Annotated in this window: 22 protein-coding genes; 11 read left to right on the top strand and 11 right to left on the bottom strand. The window is 44.4% G+C overall.

The features are described from left to right. Positions 1–12: 12 nt before the first annotated feature. Positions 13–1,869 carry a hybrid-cluster NAD(P)-dependent oxidoreductase gene (locus tag MSG38_RS14395; RefSeq protein ID WP_248402057.1) on the top strand — a complete coding sequence of 619 codons (1,857 nt, stop codon included), beginning with the start codon at positions 13–15 and terminating at the stop codon, positions 1,867–1,869. A 100-nt stretch (positions 1,870–1,969) separates the two neighbouring features. Here the strand turns inward: MSG38_RS14395 and nadE are convergent, their stop codons facing one another. Further along, on the bottom strand, positions 1,970–2,800 hold the full coding sequence (gene nadE / locus MSG38_RS14390; protein ID WP_248402056.1) for an ammonia-dependent NAD(+) synthetase: 831 nt from the start codon (positions 2,798–2,800) through the stop codon (positions 1,970–1,972). A 109-nt stretch (positions 2,801–2,909) separates the two neighbouring features. Between nadE and MSG38_RS14385 the strand changes: the two genes are divergently transcribed. Beyond that, on the top strand, positions 2,910–3,431 hold the full coding sequence (locus MSG38_RS14385) for a nicotinate-nicotinamide nucleotide adenylyltransferase (protein ID WP_248402055.1): 522 nt from the start codon (positions 2,910–2,912) through the stop codon (positions 3,429–3,431). Positions 3,432–3,458: 27 nt separating this feature from the next. Next, positions 3,459–3,944, top strand: coding sequence for a hypothetical protein (locus MSG38_RS14380; RefSeq protein ID WP_048609737.1), 486 nt, complete (start codon positions 3,459–3,461; stop codon positions 3,942–3,944). Between the two features lie 133 nt (positions 3,945–4,077). Here MSG38_RS14380 and MSG38_RS14375 read toward each other — a convergent pair whose 3' ends face one another. Beyond that, the gene (locus MSG38_RS14375) at positions 4,078–4,704 is read right to left on the bottom strand and encodes an AraC family transcriptional regulator (RefSeq protein WP_102332682.1); all 627 of its coding nucleotides are present in this window, start codon (positions 4,702–4,704) and stop codon (positions 4,078–4,080) included. A 175-nt stretch (positions 4,705–4,879) separates the two neighbouring features. On the opposite strand from MSG38_RS14375, the gene MSG38_RS14370 reads away from it, so the two are divergent. Next, a complete protein-coding gene (locus tag MSG38_RS14370; protein ID WP_052878796.1) occupies positions 4,880–5,986 on the top strand; it encodes a 1-acyl-sn-glycerol-3-phosphate acyltransferase in 1,107 nt (368 codons plus the stop codon). Positions 5,987–6,088: 102 nt separating this feature from the next. On the opposite strand, the gene MSG38_RS14365 is transcribed toward MSG38_RS14370, so the two are convergent. Continuing rightward, complete coding sequence (locus tag MSG38_RS14365; RefSeq protein WP_052878734.1) at positions 6,089–6,688, bottom strand: hypothetical protein; 600 nt, start codon at positions 6,686–6,688, stop codon at positions 6,089–6,091. Positions 6,689–6,791: 103 nt separating this feature from the next. On the opposite strand from MSG38_RS14365, the gene MSG38_RS14360 reads away from it, so the two are divergent. Continuing rightward, positions 6,792–7,088, top strand: coding sequence for a YnjH family protein (locus MSG38_RS14360; RefSeq protein ID WP_052878733.1), 297 nt, complete (start codon positions 6,792–6,794; stop codon positions 7,086–7,088). Positions 7,089–7,124: 36 nt separating this feature from the next. On the opposite strand, the gene MSG38_RS14355 is transcribed toward MSG38_RS14360, so the two are convergent. Beyond that, positions 7,125–7,424 (bottom strand): YfcZ/YiiS family protein, encoded by a 300-nt coding sequence (locus MSG38_RS14355; RefSeq protein ID WP_017062761.1) that lies wholly within the window; start codon positions 7,422–7,424, stop codon positions 7,125–7,127. Between the two features lie 532 nt (positions 7,425–7,956). Between MSG38_RS14355 and MSG38_RS14350 the strand changes: the two genes are divergently transcribed. Next, positions 7,957–8,418, top strand: coding sequence for a TetR/AcrR family transcriptional regulator (locus MSG38_RS14350; protein WP_004731875.1), 462 nt, complete (start codon positions 7,957–7,959; stop codon positions 8,416–8,418). A gap of 404 nt (positions 8,419–8,822) precedes the next feature. On the opposite strand, the gene MSG38_RS14345 is transcribed toward MSG38_RS14350, so the two are convergent. From MSG38_RS14345 to MSG38_RS14320, 6 genes are all read right to left on the bottom strand, one after another. Further along, positions 8,823–9,605, bottom strand: coding sequence for a heme ABC transporter ATP-binding protein (locus tag MSG38_RS14345; protein ID WP_017067953.1), 783 nt, complete (start codon positions 9,603–9,605; stop codon positions 8,823–8,825). After that, complete coding sequence (locus MSG38_RS14340; RefSeq protein ID WP_048609731.1) at positions 9,605–10,642, bottom strand: iron ABC transporter permease; 1,038 nt, start codon at positions 10,640–10,642, stop codon at positions 9,605–9,607. Before MSG38_RS14340 ends, MSG38_RS14345 begins: the two co-directional genes overlap by 1 nt. A gap of 125 nt (positions 10,643–10,767) precedes the next feature. Further along, positions 10,768–11,655, bottom strand: coding sequence for an ABC transporter substrate-binding protein (locus tag MSG38_RS14335; protein WP_061038026.1), 888 nt, complete (start codon positions 11,653–11,655; stop codon positions 10,768–10,770). A 165-nt stretch (positions 11,656–11,820) separates the two neighbouring features. Then, positions 11,821–12,234, bottom strand: a complete 414-nt coding sequence (locus MSG38_RS14330) for a biopolymer transporter ExbD (RefSeq protein WP_019826831.1) — start codon at positions 12,232–12,234, stop codon at positions 11,821–11,823. Beyond that, complete coding sequence (locus MSG38_RS14325) at positions 12,231–12,932, bottom strand: MotA/TolQ/ExbB proton channel family protein (RefSeq protein WP_048610699.1); 702 nt, start codon at positions 12,930–12,932, stop codon at positions 12,231–12,233. The genes MSG38_RS14330 and MSG38_RS14325 overlap by 4 nt, the downstream gene beginning before the upstream one ends. Before the next feature lie 2 nt (positions 12,933–12,934). Then, positions 12,935–13,741 carry an energy transducer TonB gene (locus tag MSG38_RS14320; RefSeq protein ID WP_248402054.1) on the bottom strand — a complete coding sequence of 269 codons (807 nt, stop codon included), beginning with the start codon at positions 13,739–13,741 and terminating at the stop codon, positions 12,935–12,937. A gap of 161 nt (positions 13,742–13,902) precedes the next feature. Between MSG38_RS14320 and hutW the strand changes: the two genes are divergently transcribed. The 4 genes from hutW (at position 13,903) to MSG38_RS14300 (ending at position 17,251) form a co-directional block, all read left to right on the top strand. Next, positions 13,903–15,312 (top strand): heme anaerobic degradation radical SAM methyltransferase ChuW/HutW, encoded by a 1,410-nt coding sequence (hutW, locus tag MSG38_RS14315; protein WP_248402053.1) that lies wholly within the window; start codon positions 13,903–13,905, stop codon positions 15,310–15,312. Positions 15,313–15,369: 57 nt separating this feature from the next. After that, on the top strand, positions 15,370–15,891 hold the full coding sequence (hutX, locus tag MSG38_RS14310; RefSeq protein WP_248402052.1) for a heme utilization cystosolic carrier protein HutX: 522 nt from the start codon (positions 15,370–15,372) through the stop codon (positions 15,889–15,891). A 155-nt stretch (positions 15,892–16,046) separates the two neighbouring features. After that, positions 16,047–16,577: a heme utilization protein HutZ gene (gene hutZ / locus MSG38_RS14305; protein WP_004731858.1), complete on the top strand. Its 531-nt coding sequence runs from the start codon at positions 16,047–16,049 to the stop codon at positions 16,575–16,577. Between the two features lie 113 nt (positions 16,578–16,690). Further along, positions 16,691–17,251, top strand: a complete 561-nt coding sequence (locus tag MSG38_RS14300) for an ATP:cob(I)alamin adenosyltransferase (RefSeq protein ID WP_248402051.1) — start codon at positions 16,691–16,693, stop codon at positions 17,249–17,251. 94 nt (positions 17,252–17,345) lie between these two features. Here the strand turns inward: MSG38_RS14300 and MSG38_RS14295 are convergent, their stop codons facing one another. Next, positions 17,346–18,260, bottom strand: a complete 915-nt coding sequence (locus tag MSG38_RS14295; RefSeq protein ID WP_017062751.1) for a chemotaxis protein — start codon at positions 18,258–18,260, stop codon at positions 17,346–17,348. Positions 18,261–18,540: 280 nt separating this feature from the next. On the opposite strand from MSG38_RS14295, the gene ppiC reads away from it, so the two are divergent. Beyond that, a complete protein-coding gene (gene ppiC, locus MSG38_RS14290; protein ID WP_258185064.1) occupies positions 18,541–18,822 on the top strand; it encodes a peptidylprolyl isomerase PpiC in 282 nt (93 codons plus the stop codon). Positions 18,823–18,981 lie beyond the last annotated feature (159 nt).

Here is an 18,981-nt window from a genome sequence, read left to right as displayed (position 1 = left end):
ATTGGAATCGTTATGTCGCAGTCACCTATAGATCGAAAGGCTTCAGAGCAAGCTCCTTCCTTATCTCAAATCAACGTGTTTCCGGTTAAATCAGTAGGCGGGATCGCACTCTCTTCTGCTTGGGTCGAAAAACAGGGCCTTACCTTCGACAGACGTTTTATGTTGGCGTTGGCTGACGGCTCAATGGTGACGGCGCGTAAGTACCCTAAAATGGTCAAGGTGTCTTCAAGCTTGCAGCCAGACGGTTTGATCTTTACTTACGAAGGCAAAGAGCCGCTGCGCCTGAAATATGCAAACTTCAAGATGCAAGAAGCGCCTGCAACAGTGTGGAAAGATAGCTTCACTGCGTATACCACCAACGACGAGGCGGATGATTGGTTTAGCGATGTGCTTGGTGTTCGCGTAGAACTGCTATTCTGTGGTGAGCAATCCAATCGTGTTCGAGAAAAGCTTGGTCAGAATGTCAGTTTCGCTGATGGCTATCCAATGTTGGTGATCAGCCAAGCCTCTCTAGATGAGCTCAACCGCCGCAGCCCTGAAGTTCATTCAATGGATCAGTTCCGTACTAACTTTGTTGTTTCAAATACAGAAGCCTTTGCTGAAGATGGTTGGAAGCGTATCCGAATTGGTGAGGTTGAATTCGAAGCAGTGAAGCCTTGCGAGCGCTGTATCCTAACAACAGTCGATGTTGAGAGTGGAGAATTCAGAGCAACAAAAGAACCACTCAATACCTTCTCTACATTCAGAGCTAACGAGCGTGGTGGTGTTTTCTTTGGTCAGAACCTTGTGGCAAAAAATGAAGGTCTGGTGAAAGCGGGTGATGTGGTTGAGGTACTTGAAACCAAAGAGAAAGAGCACTATGAAGACACTTGGGTAGAATCACTGCACTTAACTTGCGTCGAGCGTGAAGAGATCGCTCGCGACTTCACAACGTTTTGGCTAGAGCCAGCGAAAGAGAACCATTCATTACCAAGCTATCAGCCAGGGCAACATCTACCGATTGAGATGGTGATTGATGGTGAAAAAGTGTCTCGTCGTTACACGTTATCTTCGAGCCCATCACGCGCAGGTCGTTTGGCGATTTCTGTAAAGCGAGTGGATGATGGTCAAATCTCCAACTGGCTCAATGATCACTTCCAAGTCGGTGACACGCTTGTTGCTCAAAATCCAGATGGCGCTTTCTATTTAGAACAAAACCCTAAGCACCCACTGCTGCTTTTGTCTGCGGGTAGCGGTATTACGCCAATGTTGTCGATGCTTCGTTATTTGGCCGACCATGGTCAGATTGATGATGTGGTTTTCTATCACCAATGCAGCAGCGAAGAAGATATCCCTTATCAAGCAGAGATCGATCAAATTGCCAATGAACATCCGGGCTTACAGGTGATTTACTCACTAAGCCAACCAACGAAAGAGTGGGATGGTTTATCAGGCCGTTTGAGCGTGTCTCATGTCGCTAAAATTAAAGAGCTACATAAGCGTCAAGCATTCGTATGTGGTCCTGACGGCTTTATGGATAATGCCAAGAAACTGCTGATTCAAATGGGGCTTAATCCTCAGCATTATCATCAAGAAGCGTTTGGTGTTGCTCAGTCTACTGAAGAGGCGGTGAAGCAACTGCAGTTAAGTGTTAATGGCTACTTGTTCGAAGGTAATAACCAATCAACCCTGCTAGAGCAAGCTGAATCGGCGGGTGTGTCTATCGCTTCAAGTTGCCGTGCTGGTTTCTGTGGCGCTTGTAAAGTGACCCTTGAGTCAGGGCAAGTTCACCAACCGGATGTGCCTGCATTGCAAGAACATGAACGCAATATGGGTCAGATACTGGCGTGTTGCAGTGTGCCTCAAACCGATATCGAAGTTGTTGATTAACGACGCGTTCGGTCAAAAGGAAAAGCACTAAATAGAAAAGGCCGGAAGTTCGTGAATGAGCTTCCGGCCTTTTTGATTCTGAGACTAATTCAAAAACGAATTAATCGTAGATCGTTGGGATTGGTTGACGCTTGTGCTGTGTTGCTTTGTAGATGCTCACTAAGCGATCGGATACGTCTTGAGAAACGGCTTTGCCTTCAAGGAAATCATCGATCTGATCGTAAGAAAGGTTCAATGCTGCTTCATCGGCTTTCTGTGGGTCAAGCTCTTCTAGATCTGCAGTTGGTACTTTCTTAACCAGTAGCTCTGGAGCGCCCAGTGTTGCTGCTAGTTCACGAACTTGACGCTTGTTCAGGCCGAACAAAGGTGCTAAATCACATGCGCCGTCACCGTGCTTGGTGTAGAAGCCAGTAATGTTTTCCGCTGAGTGGTCTGTACCGATTACAAGGCCGCCAACGTAACCTGCAATTTCGTATTGTGCGATCATGCGAGCGCGAGCTTTCACATTGCCTTTCACAAAGTCGATTTTTGCTGAATCTGTTGGTAGCAATCCTGTGCCTTCTAAAGCAACGTGAGATGCAGCGTGAAGCCCATCAACACCCGCTTTAATATTTACAGAAACAGATTGAGAAGGCTGAATGAAAGACAGCGCAAGTTGCGCTTCGTCTTCATCTTTTTGTTCACCGTAAGGCAGGCGAACCGCGATGAATTGGTAGTCGTCGCTACCAGCGCTTTCATTTAGGCTATCAACGGCCATTTGTGCTAAACGGCCACAAGTTGTCGAATCCACACCGCCACTGATACCAAGGATCAGAGACTTGCAGCCTGACTGCTGAAGTTTCGTTTTGATAAAGTCCACACGACGAGTCACTTCGAAGTGAGGGTCAATTGAAGGTAGTACGCGCATTTCGTCACGAATTAACTGTTCCATTCGTATTCCTTTCCTGCAAGCAAATTAAAAATCTAGTGTTATCATACCTAAATCATCCGATTTAAAAACCTCTTTGCACAAGCTTAGAAAGAGAAGGCAGTAATTAATAATGGAAAAAATAGCCATTTTCGGTAGTGCGTTTAATCCGCCGAGCTTAGGGCACAAAAGTGTGATTGATTCGTTGGCTCACTTTGACAAAATTCTACTTGTTCCAAGTATTGCCCATGCTTGGGGAAAAGAGATGCTAGACTTTGATACGAGATGTCAGTTAGTTAACGCATTTATTAGCGATCTTTCACTGGATCAAGTGGAGCTTTCTTTGGTCGAAAAGAGCCTATTTACCCCAGGTGAAAGCGTCACGACTTATGCGGTGCTCAGTGAACTTCAAAAGTTACATCGTGACGCTGAACTGACATTTGTTATTGGCCCAGATAACTTCTTTAAGTTCTCATCTTTCTATAAATCAGATGAGATTACCGAGCGATGGTCTGTAATGGCTTGCCCTGAAAAAGTAAAAATTCGCAGCACAGACATACGTAATGCACTGATAAGTGGAAGCGATGTTGCAAAACTGAGTACAAAGTCAGTTACAAAGATGTTGCAAGATAGTGGACTGTATCAGATAATGTAAGTTCACTAATCAAGAGGTCAGAGGACTATGCTAAAGAGCGCGATACCAGCGACGTTGATCATGGCAGCATGCAGTATGCCTGCGTATGCTGAGTGTGATTTTTTTAGCCTAGATTCAATCATGCTGACTTCTGATGAAGATGACAACTGTCTAGATTTCTCGACCAGCATCGAGTCTTTTGGCCAACGTATGATGGAAATCAGCGGGCTGAGCGATGATGAACCTGAAAGCACTCCGGACTATTGGTCTGATTGGGTACTTCAAAGTAAAGACTCGCCATTGCTGACACAAAGCATTGAGTCAAATTATGTTGGCTTGGGTATGTGGTTTCCAGAAGACCTTGAAGACGAGCAGTATGATATGTCGACTGAAGAGTGGTTGATGAATCATGGTCTTCAACTCAGCATCGGTTTTGGCGAGAAAGTAGAAGGGCAGCCGCGTATGCGCTTTGATTATCGTTGGCACGACTCACGTGACGCCGACCTAATGATGCAGGTTGAGTTGCCATTCTAGACCAGTAGTGACATAGATAGATTGCTATCTACGTCTAAATAGTAAGAATTAAAAAAGCCGCAAAAACTCAGTTTTTGCGGCTTTTTAGTATCTGGCTTGCTAGTTTAAATACCAGCACTCACTTTCCGCCAAGCTATAAATCTTCACCAAAAACAAGCATACACAGTTGCTCGAACTCTTCTTCTTTACCTGAGAACAGATCATCAATCACAAGTGAACGTTTCTGGCCTGACTGCATGCGCTTCTTCGCTTCTCGCATCACCATCACCAGAGTGTGCTCTTGTGGCAGGTTTGAATCATCAATGTTCCATTGATTGAATCGCTGAGAAAGAGCACTTTCGCAAAGCAGGGGTTTAAACGACAACACTTCTTGCTTCAATACAGAAAGCATATCTTTAAACGCTTGTTCCGTATTATTGGCATTGGAAGCACGAGCTTTGGTTTGCTCTAGTTTTTCTAGTAGCGCCGAAGAGAGGTTAGTTTGCGTGATGTAACCCGCTTGTCTTGGGAATGAATCCGTCAAACGAACAGAAAAGTCGACGCGATTAACCTGAGTGTTTGGAAAGTAGGTCAGTGACGTTAGGCAGTCGTGTGGAATCCAGACGCTTTGTCCTGGTTCAACGGCATACTCTTGTTTGCCTAACTTAATCAAAACCAAGCCATTTTGAACCGATACAAGGCTATGTTTAAGTACTTTCTTGCGTGGTGTGATCACCAAGTGTGAAAAGTAAGCCGATGTATATTCAATAGCGAAGTTCATAGATAGTACCTTAATTTTGGGGCGTCAAGATTACCGTTAATCTTAAAGAATGCCAACAATAACAGGGGATTTTCAATGTTTCTGGTCTGACCTTGTCAAAAGTATGGGCTCTGTAGCTGCGAGAAGTCAAAACAACGCGTAGAATGAGCCAGCTTTTTATTATATGAATTAAAAAATGACCTCTCCAACCGATCCATATGTTGATATTCGTCCTTACGGCGATGATGAAATTCCAGCGGCACTAAACCGTCTTATTAATGATGAAGAATTTATCAGTGCAATCTTGCACTACCGTTTTTCAAACCATGCGTCTTGGTTCAAAGCATTAATGAGCCCGATTTTGCGTGTGTACTTAAAAATGAAGTGGAGCAAGCTGACTAGCGTTGAATCCATTCAGATTGAAGTGAAAAAGTACTTACGTGACACGTTAGCGAAAACCACAAACGGCGTGACTTACACAGGTGTAGAGTCACTGGATGCGAATCAAGCTTACCTGTTTGTATCAAACCATCGTGACATTGCTATGGATCCGGCGTTAGTAAATTACGCTCTGCATCAAAATAACCATCAGACTTGTCGCATCGCGATTGGCGACAACCTGTTGAAGAAGCCATGTGCGACTGAATTGATGCGTCTGAACAAAAGTTTCATCGTTAAGCGCTCTTTGAAAGGGCCGCGTGAAATGATGAAAGCGCTAGGTCAACTGTCTTCTTACATTAAGCACTCTCTAGAGACAGGTAACTCTATCTGGATCGCTCAAAAAGAAGGCCGTGCTAAAGACGGTAACGATTTTACAGAGCCAGCTATCTTGAAGATGTTCCATGTTGAAGGACGTAAGCAAAAAATTGCTTTTCCTGAATACGTGAAGTCATTAAAGATTGTTCCTGTGGCTATTTCTTACGAGAACGACCCATGTGACACAGCTAAAGCGATAGAGCTTTTCGAAAAAGACGTAAACGGCAGTTACGAAAAGGGTGAGTTTGAAGATATCGAAAGTATCATTCAAGGCATCATCGGTAATAAAGGACGCGTTCACGTCGGCTTCGGTCAGGTTATCGACCAAGATTTTGATACGCCTGAAGCTCTTGCTGAAGAGATCGATCGTCAGATCCACGATAACTACAAGCTGTTCCCAGTTAACTTGCTAGCAGCGGAAAGAGAAGACGAGTCGATTACAGCTGCGGTTAAGCAAGAGTTTGAAGAGAAGTTATCGACTTTGCCACAAGGCGCTCGTCAATACTTGATCGATAGCTATGCGAACCCAGTGAAGAATATCGGCTAACGAGTGTTAGCAAACGAGTTCATTGATGGAACTGAAAAAGGAGCCTTAGGCTCCTTTTTTGTTGCTGACCATCTGCTTTTAAGACCTAAAGTTTGGGTTGAACTATCGAGCGACGGCGCCACCGAGTTCTAGGTTGGTTGGCCATGTGGTTACAGTGTTGCCGCCTAGATAGATGTTGCCTTTGACTGTCATGGTATCGGGAAACGTTGTGATCCCAGAACCACCTATATATAAGTCACCATCAATGATTATCCCGTTTGGTAGTTCTGTTAAAGGCGTACGAATCACGCTCAGATCGCCTTTCACTCTAAAGCCATTAGGTAGCCTCTGAAGTGGAGTATCAGTGAGGTTGATAAAACCACCCACTCTTACGCCTCTTGGCCAGCTGGTGATTTGGCTGCCAATCAAGTCGACGTAACCTTTTATCTTAACCCCGCTCGGGACTCGAGCGAGTTGGCTGTTAGAGCCTTTTAGGCTGCCGTTCACTTCTAACCCTTTGGGCAGGCGTGTGATCGCAGTATTCTCTATATTGAGATTACCATCTACCACCAAGCCCGTTGGAAGTGATGTATAAGGCTTATTTCGTAGATATAAGTTTCCGTAATTATCGAGATGGTTCAATATTTGATAGTGATCGAGTGGTTCAGCACTGACATTTGTTATGGTTAAGGAACCAATAATAAGTGCAATTATTCTGAGCATAACAGGCTTCTTATTACGATAGACGCTTACACTATAATGGAAAAATTAATCTCGCATAGTGTTTTACCCATTTGGCGGTAGATTAACGAGGAATGGAGCAAAGATGATAGGTAAATCGATGATTAGAGTAAATATACGAATTATTAAGGTCTTTCTGATAGCCGCTTCAATGTTTGGCTCAATGTCTGCGAGTGCCAACAAAGTAATTTCAACGCCCGGTAAAGCTGCGGTGGTGGTGACACAAGGCGGTCAACAGCAACGAGTTTGTTATTACGATGATAAGGCTTATAGCATTGGGGCTGTGTTAGAGGTGGGGGGTGTAGTGATTCAGTGCGCTGCAGAAAACGATTTTGAGCAAAATGGGTCACTGGCTTGGGTTCAATTAAAAAAAGACGAGTAATTCACTCGTCTTTTAATAAGAATATAAATGCTTATATTAACGCGCTAGAGAGCGAGTCTTAAGTTCAAAAATAATCTTCTCAGCGCTAACTTCAAATTTGAAGCGAGCGTGCAACTCTGTGCTTTCTTCAGTCATCTCTGATGCTTCAAATTCAACGTTGCTAGACACTTGTTTAGCAAGTTCAACGTACTTAGCAAACTCAGCTTCAATAAGTGCTTTTGAGTTTCCGTAAACCGTTACTTCAGCAACATCGTCGCCTTCTTTAATGATGAACCCGATTTCGCCTGCACAGCCGCAAGCCTCACATACATCGTTGTTACCAATATCTTGGCTCATAATAATAATCCTCTTACAAAGTCTGAGGTTATTCTAACGAGCAATTTGAACTGTATCTACAAAAATTAAAATCTTTGAACTAATTTGTACTGGTATGCTATGTTGTTTGTTGAAGGGGTTAAATGAATGTGTACATTCGCGTCGCCAAATATGTATGTGATCTATCTCATGTTTTGTTGATAAGCAGTGTCATTAATTTGTTAGAATATCATTCAGTTAGTTGCGTCGTAACTAATTTTATAAGACTATCTATTGCTTGATAGGTATTTATACAATGAATTTATTGTTGGGTATTTGATATTCTAAGTTGTTATTTTAGATTAACCACTTAGAGAGGTAAGGTGACTTTCGAAGAATAATTAGACAAAGTGCCCAAAGAGGCAGCACTGTAAAATTGTTCGTACAAAGTATTTGTTGGTATTTAATGGAAATACTTGCGAAAAAATACCTTGCTCACATAATGCTGATAACGATTTTCATTCTGACTTCATTTGATTGAGTTAGATGGATTTACAAAGAGAAGAGCCTGAATATGCCAAAGCGTAGTAAAGAAGATACAGAAATCACGATCCAGAAAATCATGGATGCCGTTGTAGACCAGCTACTAAGATTGGGTTACGACAAGATGTCATACACGACGTTGAGTCAGCAAACGGGTGTTTCTCGTACAGGTATAAGTCATCACTTTCCAAAGAAAACGGATTTTACTGCTGCTCTAGACGGTCGTATTTTCAAGATGTTCATGGAACACATTGACTTCGAAAATGGCCTTGACGCATTTTCAGCAAGCTGGGTTGCAGCACTTGAAGACGCTGAGTTCCTAGCAATCTTACGTTTACTTTTCCATCATATCGTTACTGCTGAGAGCGCACATGAGTTCGCTGCAAACGGTATTGATCGTCTATACAAGCTGACTGAAACTCAGTTTGGCGATACTAGCGGTAAAGAACTAGAGTGGTTGATTGGTAAATCATTGATTCGTATGAGCCAATAATTAGCACTCAATAAAAGAAGCTCCTGCGGGGGCTTTTTTTGTGCCTGCAGTTTCACTTCTTGTGCGTTTTTCTCTCAATCCCACACCGATGTTGCTGTTTGCTGAATGATGTTGATTGATGCTGAATGATGTTATTTCTTTTCTTTTTATATGCTTACGCCCGCGGCTTGTTTTTCTCTTCAGTGTTAAAAGCTAAGTAACCCTAACAAGTAGAGTTCATTTCTAGAGCCTCAAATGCTCAAGGTGAGTCGTTTTGGTGCTTGCTTTTGTGGTTATTAATAAAATTGAGTTTAAGCCGAGAGAGTGGCTGTGAGCCAATAAAAAGCCCCGAACAAATCGAGGCTTAGAATTACGTCATTGTTATCAAGAACGAATACTCAAAACGAGTCGCTCCTTAATCTGACTTATTGTGCGGGGTGAACCTGAGGGAAACTCATGGTTGGGTGTTTTTCTACGATACTTTTGTAACCATACACATCTTCTATCATCGAAGGTTTCAGCGCATCCCAAGGCTTGCCATCACACACCAAATTGCCATCTTTCAATACCACCAATCGATCGGAATACTGCGCGGCTAAGTTGAGATCATGCAAAACTACGATAACCGCGGCATTGTGGTTGTCGGCCAATTCTCTCGCAATCTTTAAGGTGTTGTGCTGGTGGGCAAGATCCAGTGCAGACGTTGGTTCATCAAGCATCAAAATACATTGGTCACCAGAGTGGTGAAGCTGAGTTAACACTCGAGCCAAGTGCACTCGCTGCTTTTCACCGCCTGATAGTGAAGGATAAAGCCTTTCACTCAAGTGAGTCACATCAGCAACATCCATTTTTTGGCTAGCAATGCTGGTCAGCTTCTTGTTGGATTCTTGCAGAGGAATCCCACCAAGCTCGACAACTTCATGAGCCAAGAATGGGAAGGTCAATGTGCTGTGTTGAGGAAGCATAGCAAGGTGCTTAGCTAACTTTTGAGAAGGCCACTTGTCTTTGGTGTGTCCAAAATACTGGATATCGCCGTTGCTTGATATCTCTTGGCACAAAGCTTTAAGCAGCGTGCTTTTACCTGCGCCATTTGGCCCAAGCAGTGTGGTTACCTTTCCCGCTTCAATCTCAATAGAAACGCCATCTAATATCACTTTACTGCCGAACTTCACTTCGATATCGGTCGCTTTTAAAGCTGAAGGAAACATTAAAGGATTCTCCCTTTCTGTTGAAATAGTAGATACAAGAAGAATGGGGCGCCGATAATCGCAGTGACAATACCAACAGGAAGTTCAGCCGGAGCAAGTACCACGCGTGAGAACATGTCTGCGGCGGTTAGCAGCAGTGCGCCTAGTACCGCTGATAGTGGCAACAGAACTCGGTGGTCAGGGCCCGCTAACATGCGACCTAAATGTGGGATAACCAATCCAATAAAACCAATCATGCCAGATAGGCTAACCGTGATACCAACGCCTGCGGCAGTCAGTAGAATCAGCTTTCGTTTCAACTTCTGTACTGGGATACCAAGGTGTTGCGCTTCTGACTCGCCCAGTAATAGAGCATTTAGAGACATCGCTTGGCGGTAGAAAACAACAAACAAGCCAACGAGCGTGACAGCTGCCAGCAAAATCCCTGACCACTTAGCGCCTGCCAATGAACCCATCGACCACAATGAAAGATCGCGCAGCATTTGGTCATCAGCAATGAAATTCAAGAAGCCAATACCTGCGCCAGAGAGCGCACTGATCGCCACACCCGCCAACAACATGATGGTGACAGAGGTGCCGAATTTACCTGTACCCAGCTTATACACCAGCAGCGTGGTTAAAGCGCCGCCAAGAAAAGCGAACACAGGAACCGCAGCAAAGTTCATGAAAGCAGGGTATTGAAGCGATAGCTCAGAGAAAAGTACGATGGCCAGTGCTGCACCTAGCGCCGCCCCAGCAGACACACCGATGATCCCAGGCTCAGCAAGCGGGTTTCGAAATAGGCCCTGCATAACAGCACCACATAACGCGAGAATCGCACCAATCAACATGCACAAAATGGTTCGAGGTAAGCGAATCTCTTGAATCACTAAGTTGATGTGGGGAGCCAAGTCATTGTTTGGCTGGAGTAAGCTCGCTGCGCTGTCAGCCAAGCTAATGTTCATTGGCCCAACGGTGATTGAAAACAGTGCGACGAAGACTAGGGTAGCACCTAGGCCTAACATCGATGTTTTCAGCGGGACGGATCGTAACAACATAAAGGGCCTCAATGTCCACTGCTAACTTCAATATCCATTACCAACATTAGCGAAAGTAGGCTGGTGACGGGCATTGAACTAGCAACAGTAAAAATAGGGTAGTCGCGTTATAGCGGGTAGATAAGTTATAGCGGATAGATAAGTGCGTTTAATCGCTTAGCTTCTGAAAGGCTTTCTAGGCCAAGCCCGCCAACCAAAGCACTGCCATTTACGGTAATGATTTGCTTGTTCATACCTGCAGGAGTCGCTGCTAACATAGGTAGCGATTTCAGGATGGCATCAGCACCGCCCATCTTTTGGTAGCTACGGCCACTGACTAGAATCACATCTGGCTGCATTTCTACCAGTGACTCCATCGACAGTGGCTTGTAAGACGTTAGGCTTTGAGCTGCAGGGTTCACACCGCCAGCTAACTCGATGATTGCATTTGGCGAAGTTTCACCGCCAGCAACGTTCGCAGGACGGCCTTCATGCAGCAATAAGAAAAGCACCTTCTTCGCTTCGTCGCTTGGTACTTGGTTCGCTTTCAGTGCAGCGATCTTCTGATTTACTTCGGCTTTCACTTGCTGCGAATGATCTTCGGTATGGGTAATCTTGGCGATTTGGTCGATACGCTTTAACAGCCCTTCAACGTTTGCTTCAGTGTTCACGATCTCTACATCGACGCCTGCCGATTTTAATTGAGAGATCGCGTTGTCTGGCCCCATTTCATCAGAGCCAATCAGAGTGGTTGGCTCTAGGGCAAGCAAACCTTCCGCAGACAGGTTTCGGTGATAACCAATCTTTGGTAGGTTTTCTGCTTGAGGAAAGTGGCTGGTCACATCAATCGCGACTAGCTGTTCTTCAGCACCTAATGCCAAAACCAATTCAGTAACGGCACTGCCAGCACTGATGATTCTAGGTTGTTCAGTGTCGTTGGCCATTGCGGGTGCGCTAAGTGCCAAGCTCATAGCGGCAACTGAAAGGAGATGTGTCTTGGTCTTTAATTTATTGAGCACGTTTAAGTTGTTCATAATAAGTTCTTTATATTTTCTTTTTGTATCGCGAAGATACTCAGTGAGCAGTCCGTTCGCATTGTGAGTTCGAATCGATAGAGAGGCTTAGTTCTGTCTATTTGCTCTTAGCTATCAGGAGCCAAATTTCATAAACTCTAGGCCTCATAAAAATTGAGTATTGTTCTAACCATCGTCCGTGAGCAGTTGAGTCGCTGGTATTCCGTTTTCTTGAAGGAATGAAAGCAACTTCACTAGGTTTTCAACGTTGGCGGCTTTATCTGCGCCAATGATGATCGGTTTTTTATCCGTTGAACCAGTCTCTTCTAACAGGGCAATCTTGAAGTTTTCCCAGTCGATGTATTCTTGGCCGTTAATTGCCCAATAGGGTTCACGGTCTAAAATATTGACGCTAATCGAATCCTTGTGGACTTCAGAAACGTTTTTGACATCCGAGCTTGGCAGCTCAACTTCTAGCGATTCCAGCTTTACCGATGCCGTAAGCAATAGAAAAACCATCACGATAAAAATGATGTCGAGCAGCGGTGTTAAGTCCGGCGCTAGGCTCTGCGTGTTCGATGAGTGGGGCGTTTTAATCATGCTTGGCTCACATCACCGATAGAAGATTTGTTGACAGGCTTGCCTTGAGTATCATCGGACTGATTGGTTTGAATCGACATGCCTTCTAGCCACACATTCACATAGTTCAGAGTATGTTCTAGCTGAGCTAGCACTCGATCGGCCCATAGCCCTAGTAGCTGAGCACCAGAAATAGCAGGAAGCGCAATCATCAAACCTGCTGCTGTGGTTCTCATTGCTAATCCAAGACCGTCTGCCAAATCATTAGGCGTGATGCTGCCTGTTGTCGCGGCAACGCCTTTAAACATCTCAATAAGACCAAGTACCGTACCAAGCAAGCCGATGAGTGGGCTGATCACGCCGATCAAACCAAGTAGCCTTAAACCTGCATGAAGCTGGTGGCGTTTTTCTTGTAGCCAGATCCCAGCGGCATCTTCTCGTAACCCTTTTGAGAAAGAGTGGTGAGCAAGCAACATTGACACGCCCTTGTACAGTAGCGGACGTTTACCTGAAATCGACTGAGCAAGCGCTTCAATCTCTTTACTGTTGGTTGGTGAAATTTGGTTAAGCTCACGACGAATGGCACGTTTGCCCACACCAATGCTGAGCATGACTTGGAAGACACGTTCAGCGATGATCATTGCTGTTAATGCTGAACAGATAAGAAGAGGCCAAGTCATTAAGCCAAGTTGATCTTGTAAGTAACTGATTTGTTGCATGATTAATCCAACCTAAAACGAACAGGTATTTGTACTCGGTGAGCAATCGCTCGACCATTGACAGTGTGAGGTGAGAATTTCCATTGTTTAATGGCATCTAATGCGGCGTTATCGAGCATTAGTGCGCCTGATGAATTTACTAATGCTTGTTTAATTTGTTTACCTTCAGCGTCTAGCCAGATCTCATAAGTCGCGACACCTTCAACGCCACGGCGTCTTGCTTGGCGAGGGTAATTCGGTGGGGTAGGACGCGCAGAGAACGAAGGTTTAGTGACCAAAACTGGCTCTTGGTTTGATACGCCTTGGTTTACTTCCTGAGGCTGGTTGGCAGATTCGTCCATATTCTTATCGACTTTCTTGTCGGACAGCTTCTCTTGTTGTGGCGCTCGCTCTGGGCGCTCTTTCTTCACCACCTTTTTCTCAGTCACTGGTTTCTTTTGAACCGGCTTCTTCTCGACAACCTTCTTCTCAATCACTTTTTTCTCTACTTTCTTTGGTTGAGGCTTATTGGTGATCGCTTTTTTCTTTGGAGTTGGCTTAGCTTGCTTTGGCTCAACTGTTTTTGGTTCGACTGGTTTAGGTTCAGCTTGTGAGACGGTTTCTTTTATTGGCTCAGGTTCAACTGGCTCTGTGACTGTTTTTTGCTGAGCTTGTGAAGGAACGCTCTTAGGAGTGAAGTTGATCGATACCGTGTTCGATTGGCTACCTGCAGGCATCGCAAAGACTTTGGATTCTTGAGCGACAAACAACAACGCGGCATGAATCACTAACGATGCACCGCCTGCAATAACATATCTAGGAACGTTCACAATCAATCCTTTACCAAATCAAAATTCTGTATCGGATTATTGCTTAGAATCTAAATAAGATCAATTATCAATTGCATTATCATTTGCGTGTATTTATGATTCTCTCAGTTTTTAGCGAATAGTCTTCCAGACTTTGCTATGTAAGTGTTTAGAGAGATTATATGAGTCTTAATATTTATAAATTTGACGAATCAATCTTGGGCGTTTCTAGCCCTGATCCGCTTCGTTTTGCGTTTGCGAAAAAGCATTCTGCACACGCCGGAGGAAGTTCAATTCCGGTCGACCCCAATAAGAAGTTAGAACTCTTTGACGAATTGATGTTGAGTGAAGGGAAAAAACAGGATAAGCGTTGCTTGTATATCCACATTCCTTTCTGTCGTGTGCGTTGTACGTTCTGCAATTTCTTCCAAAATGCCGCAAGCCGTAAATTAGTGGATGAGTATTTCGATGCACTGATGGTCGAGCTAAAGCAGAAAGCCAAAACGCCTTGGGCTCAGTCTGGACTATTTCACGCCGTCTATATTGGTGGCGGAACACCCACCGATTTGTCACCTCAACAAGTTGAGCAGCTGGGTAAAGCGATTCGCCAATATTTCCCACTAGCAAACGATGTTGAGATGACATTGGAAGGGCGTATCAATCGATTTGGTGACGAGATGTTTGATCGTGCGCTTGAAGGTGGCTTCAATCGTTTCTCGTTCGGTATTCAAAGTTTCAATACTCAGGTTCGACGTAGTGCTAAGCGCCTAGATGACCGAGAGGTTGTGCTAGAACGTATCAGTTCACTAAGCCGCACCGAGCAAGCGCCAATCGTTCTTGACCTGTTATACGGATTACCACACCAATCTATGGAAGTGTTCCAACAAGATTTAGAAGACTACATGTCTACTGGCGCACACGGCATTGACCTCTACCAACTGATTGTTGCGGGCAATGCACCTATGCTTAATCTTGTTGAGAAAGGAAAAATCCCACCGCCTGCGAATACGCCAGATAAGGCGAGCATGTATTTGGCGGGTGTGGAATTCATGACAAAAAATAAGGTCAAGCAACTGAGCGTAAACCACTGGACTCGTGATAACCGCGAACGCAGCATTTACAACAGCTTAGCGAAAACTTATGCCGAAGTTCTACCCATTGGTTGTGGCGCTGGAGGCAACATCGGTGGCCATGGTGTGATGCAGCATCGAACTTTAGACAGCTACATGGAGTCTATAAAGCAAGGTCAATTACCTATCGCCATGATGACGAAACAAAGCTCATTAGAGCCTATCTTCTCAACATTAAAGGCAGGTTTCGATTCTGGTGTTGTTAGAAGAAGTACGCTACCGAGCTTTATGGGACAAGACACGTTCGACTACCTAAAACCTCTGTTCGCGCATTGGGAAAAGAACGGTTTAGTTGAGCTTTCGGAAGATTATCTGAGCCTGACTATTGCTGGCAGCTTTTGGGCGGTAAGCCTAGCGCAGAGTGTAATTCAAGTGCTTAACGCTGAATACCAAGCTATGCATCCAGCGCCTAAAGCATCAGGTTCGGGCGTACACCCGCATGCAAGTTTGAAGCACGCTTAATATCGAATTTTTAGTTTATAACTTACGCAAATTACTCGTTTATACGGAACATATTCAATGACAGATACAACATTAGAAATGACAGAAACTCTAGAACAACGCGTAGCTCTAATTTTAGAAGAAGAGCCAAAACTACTTCCAACAGCAATTGCTGAGAAGCTAGGTGTTTCAGAGGTTGAAGTGGTTGCTGCTTTTCCAAACGACATGGCAGTAATGCTAGATGGCAGCCGTGCTCAAGAGATTCTAGAAGGTTTAGTGGGTTGGGGCCCTGTGACCACTATCGTGCATTCATTTGGTTCTATCTTTGAAGTAAAAGCGCCATTCCCGAAAGGTAAAGTAGCGCGTGGTTACTACAACCTGTTGGGTAAAGATGGCGAGCTTCATGGCCACCTAAAACTGGATAACGTTAAACATATCGGTTTGGTGAGCAAGGCGTTCATGGGTCGTGAAAGTCATTACTTCGGCTTCTTCAGTGAAACCGGCGAAAATATTTTTAAGATTTACCTAGGCCGTAACGAAAAGCGTGAGCTTATTGCCGACCAAGTAGAACGCTTCAAAGCGTTAAAAGAACAAGCTTAAGTACAGTCAATAGTAAATAATCAGCAGCAATCTGACATAGGGTTGCTAACTGGCTTAAACAAGACATCAATGCTCGAGGATCGTTTAGTTCGCTAATGATCGCTCAACCTCGGGCAAAAATAATAAATCAGAGAAAGTGAAGAAAGGAATTACCCATGGAACAGCAAGTAAAACAAGAACGTCTACAAGGTCGCCTAGGTCCAGAAATTAAAGAGTTTCGCCAAGAGCGCCGTACCCTTCAACTTGCAACGGTTGATGAAGAAGGTCGCCCGAACGTAAGTTACGCACCTTTCGTTCAGAACCAAGAAGGTTACTTTGTTCTAATTTCTGATATTGCTCGTCATGCTCGTAACTTGAAAGCGAACCCTCAGGTCTCTTTGATGATGATTGAAGACGAAGAGAGCTCGAAGCAGCTTTACGCACGTAAGCGTTTAACGTTTGATGCTCAAGCAAGTGTTGTGGAGCGTGAAACGGAACTTTGGACTCAAGTGATTGGCCAGATGCAAGAGCGTTTTGGTGAAATCATTGATGGTTTGAGCCAACTGCAAGACTTCTCTCTGTTCAACCTTAAAGCAGAGAATGGCCTGTTCGTTAAAGGCTTTGGTCAAGCATACCAAGTGTCAGGCGACGATCTGGTGGACTTCGTTCACCTACAAGAAGGCCACAAAAAAGTATCTAATGAGTAATCTCGTTTAACCTATTTCTTCAGGAGCCCTCCAATGTGAGGGCTTTTTTATGTCTAAATCAAAGAGTTTGGTATATTGGCGTTTGATGACTATTTATGTGTAAGGATCGGTACGTGAAACCAGTAAGTCGAGATTGGGACGAGTTCTGTTACCCATTTATCTATGAAGACAGTCCTATCTGTGATTTTGAGATTTTGTCGGATGAACTTTGTTGTCGAGTTGGATTGGTGTTGTCTTTAGAGCTAGAGCCTCAGGTTCGTGAGATCCTGCAACGCTTGCAGCCAAACATCTACCATTTGAATGGCTCTGTACGCGGTAAGCTTGCCATCACCGAGTCTGAATTGGTCGAGCTCAAGCAAGACTATCATCGTATCCGTGAGCAGTTAGAAGGTGGTTTTAAAGGTTTTGTCTTACCCGGTGGGCACCGAGTGTCTAGTGAACTTCACTTGTGTCGTTGTCAGGCTAAGAAAGTTGTGCGAGCTTTGGTGAGTATTGAACATCATGAAAGCAAAAAGTCGCCAGACCCGATTCTTTTTAAATACGCCAACCTAGTCGCGAACACTCTCTATGCATTGGCCTCTTTTACCAATCATGTGAATGAAGTCGAGGAAGTGGAATTTGTGAGTAAGAGCTACTCTATGCCGAAAAAGTCTGTGCCAGAAAACAAAGACTAACGGTTAGCTCTATTCTTATTAAGATTTGAACAAAGAAGAGACTAAGAAGCTAAACCATTGAGCACTATGCTAGGTTTAGCTTCTAAAATAGAGCCTAAGCAGCCGTAGAGGCGCCGTTTAAGACTTTTGCACCGCGTAGCATAGCTTCGATTAATTCACCCGCGTTGAACTTCTCAAGCGCTTCATGTGCCCCTACCTGATTGGCACGATCAACACAGATCTCACTGGATAATGAGGTATGCAAAATACAGTAAGCGTGACTTAAAGCGCTGTCGTTTTGCACTTCAAATGCAAGCTCATAACCATCTAATCCCGGCATCTCGATATCACTCACCAGAAGGTCAATGGCGTTGCCAGCGCTGGCTTGGCGTCGCATTAGGTCGATGGCATCTAAGCCGTTGTTACAAATGCTGTAAGGGATATTGATGCTGTCTAAGGCATCAGATAACTGTTTACGCGCAATCAAGGAATCATCCACCAATAAGATGTTCAACGCTTTGAGGCGTTCCCTTTCTACATCGGTCAGCATCGGGATATGAGCATTCTCATAAGCTGGGTAAATCTTAGAAAGCAGCAGTTCCACGTCGAGCATTTGCACAATACGGTCTTCGAAACGTGTAATACCGGTAACAAACACATTGCGACCCACACTGGTGGGTGGAGATTCAATACTCTTCCAGTCGCATTCAATAATTTTATCAATCGAACGAACCAAGAACGCCACAACTGTTCTTAAACAGTCGGTGACGATGAGTACACAATCTTGGTATTCAGCGGGTGTTATCGGACGGAAGCCAATCGCAGCGGACATATCAATCACAGGAACTGTAAGGTCGCGGATAGTCACTGTACCAATCACGTGATGATGGGAGTAGGGGATCTGAGTCATCGGCTGAAAAGGGACGATTTCTCTGACCTTAAGCGTGCCAATCGCAAAACTTTGAGTGAGGGATAACTTGAACATCAACATTCCCTGTGACTGACTCGCTTTACTGATCGGTTTGGCCATAAGTGGCTCCTACTTAATACGCGCTTAATTTATAAGGATTAATTTAAAGGGAAATGGAAGCCGCAGCAAGTCGCGATGCGGTTTTTAATGGCTTTAAGGCAGTTGTTTTCGGTTATAGAGTGAAGAATAGCGGTTCTTGGGTTAAAATCACGCTAAACGCTGGCTGTCGATGAATTTATGTCGATAAGCCGTTAGCGGCAAACAGATTTACAACAGTCAGTGCATTCACGATGTTCTAAGCAATCGTCGTAAGTAAACTGGCAGCAACAAACTGAGAATTATCATGGCAAGAACAGCAGCAGCGCTTCATATTTTGGTGAAGCATAAAGAACTAGCAGAAGACATCATGACGCAGCTTAAAAAGGGCGCTAAATTTCAAACGCTAGCGAAGAAACATTCAACCTGTCCATCTGGTAAGAAGGGCGGCGACCTAGGTGAGTTCAAAAAAGGTCAAATGGTGCCTCAGTTTGATAAGGTTTGTTTCTCTGGCGAGACGCTTGTACCACACCTTGTGAAAACAAAATTCGGTTGGCATGTGGTGAAGGTTCTTTACAGAACTTAGTCATAAATATGTGTTAGATTGAATAAAAGGAGCGTATATACGCTCCTTTTTTGTGACTTTTTTGCGCATTTTAAAGCACTACGGTTGAGTGTTCATCCCAGACGTTATGCGATAATTGGCGCTACGCCCTTAACTATCCGCCGCGACTAATCGGTGGGA

Source organism: Vibrio sp. 1CM24A, from assembly GCF_023161725.1.
GTDB lineage: Bacteria > Pseudomonadota > Gammaproteobacteria > Enterobacterales > Vibrionaceae > Vibrio > Vibrio coralliirubri.
The sequence above is the reverse complement of the archived record's forward strand: the minus strand, read 5'-3'. Positions and strand labels throughout refer to the sequence as shown.

Excerpts from the sequence above, each read along its gene's own strand:
- MSG38_RS14395 (WP_248402057.1), top strand. The coding sequence starts at position 13 with ATGTCGCAGTCACCTATAGATCGAAAGGCTTCAGAGCAAGCTCCTTCC.
- nadE (WP_248402056.1), bottom strand. The coding sequence starts at position 2,800 with ATGGAACAGTTAATTCGTGACGAAATGCGCGTACTACCTTCAATTGAC.
- MSG38_RS14385 (WP_248402055.1), top strand. The coding sequence starts at position 2,910 with ATGGAAAAAATAGCCATTTTCGGTAGTGCGTTTAATCCGCCGAGCTTA.
- MSG38_RS14380 (WP_048609737.1), top strand. The coding sequence starts at position 3,459 with ATGCTAAAGAGCGCGATACCAGCGACGTTGATCATGGCAGCATGCAGT.
- MSG38_RS14375 (WP_102332682.1), bottom strand. The coding sequence starts at position 4,704 with ATGAACTTCGCTATTGAATATACATCGGCTTACTTTTCACACTTGGTG.
- MSG38_RS14370 (WP_052878796.1), top strand. The coding sequence starts at position 4,880 with ATGACCTCTCCAACCGATCCATATGTTGATATTCGTCCTTACGGCGAT.
- MSG38_RS14365 (WP_052878734.1), bottom strand. The coding sequence starts at position 6,688 with ATGCTCAGAATAATTGCACTTATTATTGGTTCCTTAACCATAACAAAT.
- MSG38_RS14360 (WP_052878733.1), top strand. The coding sequence starts at position 6,792 with ATGATAGGTAAATCGATGATTAGAGTAAATATACGAATTATTAAGGTC.
- MSG38_RS14355 (WP_017062761.1), bottom strand. The coding sequence starts at position 7,424 with ATGAGCCAAGATATTGGTAACAACGATGTATGTGAGGCTTGCGGCTGT.
- MSG38_RS14350 (WP_004731875.1), top strand. The coding sequence starts at position 7,957 with ATGCCAAAGCGTAGTAAAGAAGATACAGAAATCACGATCCAGAAAATC.
- MSG38_RS14345 (WP_017067953.1), bottom strand. The coding sequence starts at position 9,605 with ATGTTTCCTTCAGCTTTAAAAGCGACCGATATCGAAGTGAAGTTCGGC.
- MSG38_RS14340 (WP_048609731.1), bottom strand. The coding sequence starts at position 10,642 with ATGTTGTTACGATCCGTCCCGCTGAAAACATCGATGTTAGGCCTAGGT.
- MSG38_RS14335 (WP_061038026.1), bottom strand. The coding sequence starts at position 11,655 with ATGAACAACTTAAACGTGCTCAATAAATTAAAGACCAAGACACATCTC.
- MSG38_RS14330 (WP_019826831.1), bottom strand. The coding sequence starts at position 12,234 with ATGATTAAAACGCCCCACTCATCGAACACGCAGAGCCTAGCGCCGGAC.
- MSG38_RS14325 (WP_048610699.1), bottom strand. The coding sequence starts at position 12,932 with ATGCAACAAATCAGTTACTTACAAGATCAACTTGGCTTAATGACTTGG.
- hutW (WP_248402053.1), top strand. The coding sequence starts at position 13,903 with ATGAGTCTTAATATTTATAAATTTGACGAATCAATCTTGGGCGTTTCT.
- hutX (WP_248402052.1), top strand. The coding sequence starts at position 15,370 with ATGACAGATACAACATTAGAAATGACAGAAACTCTAGAACAACGCGTA.
- hutZ (WP_004731858.1), top strand. The coding sequence starts at position 16,047 with ATGGAACAGCAAGTAAAACAAGAACGTCTACAAGGTCGCCTAGGTCCA.
- MSG38_RS14295 (WP_017062751.1), bottom strand. The coding sequence starts at position 18,260 with ATGGCCAAACCGATCAGTAAAGCGAGTCAGTCACAGGGAATGTTGATG.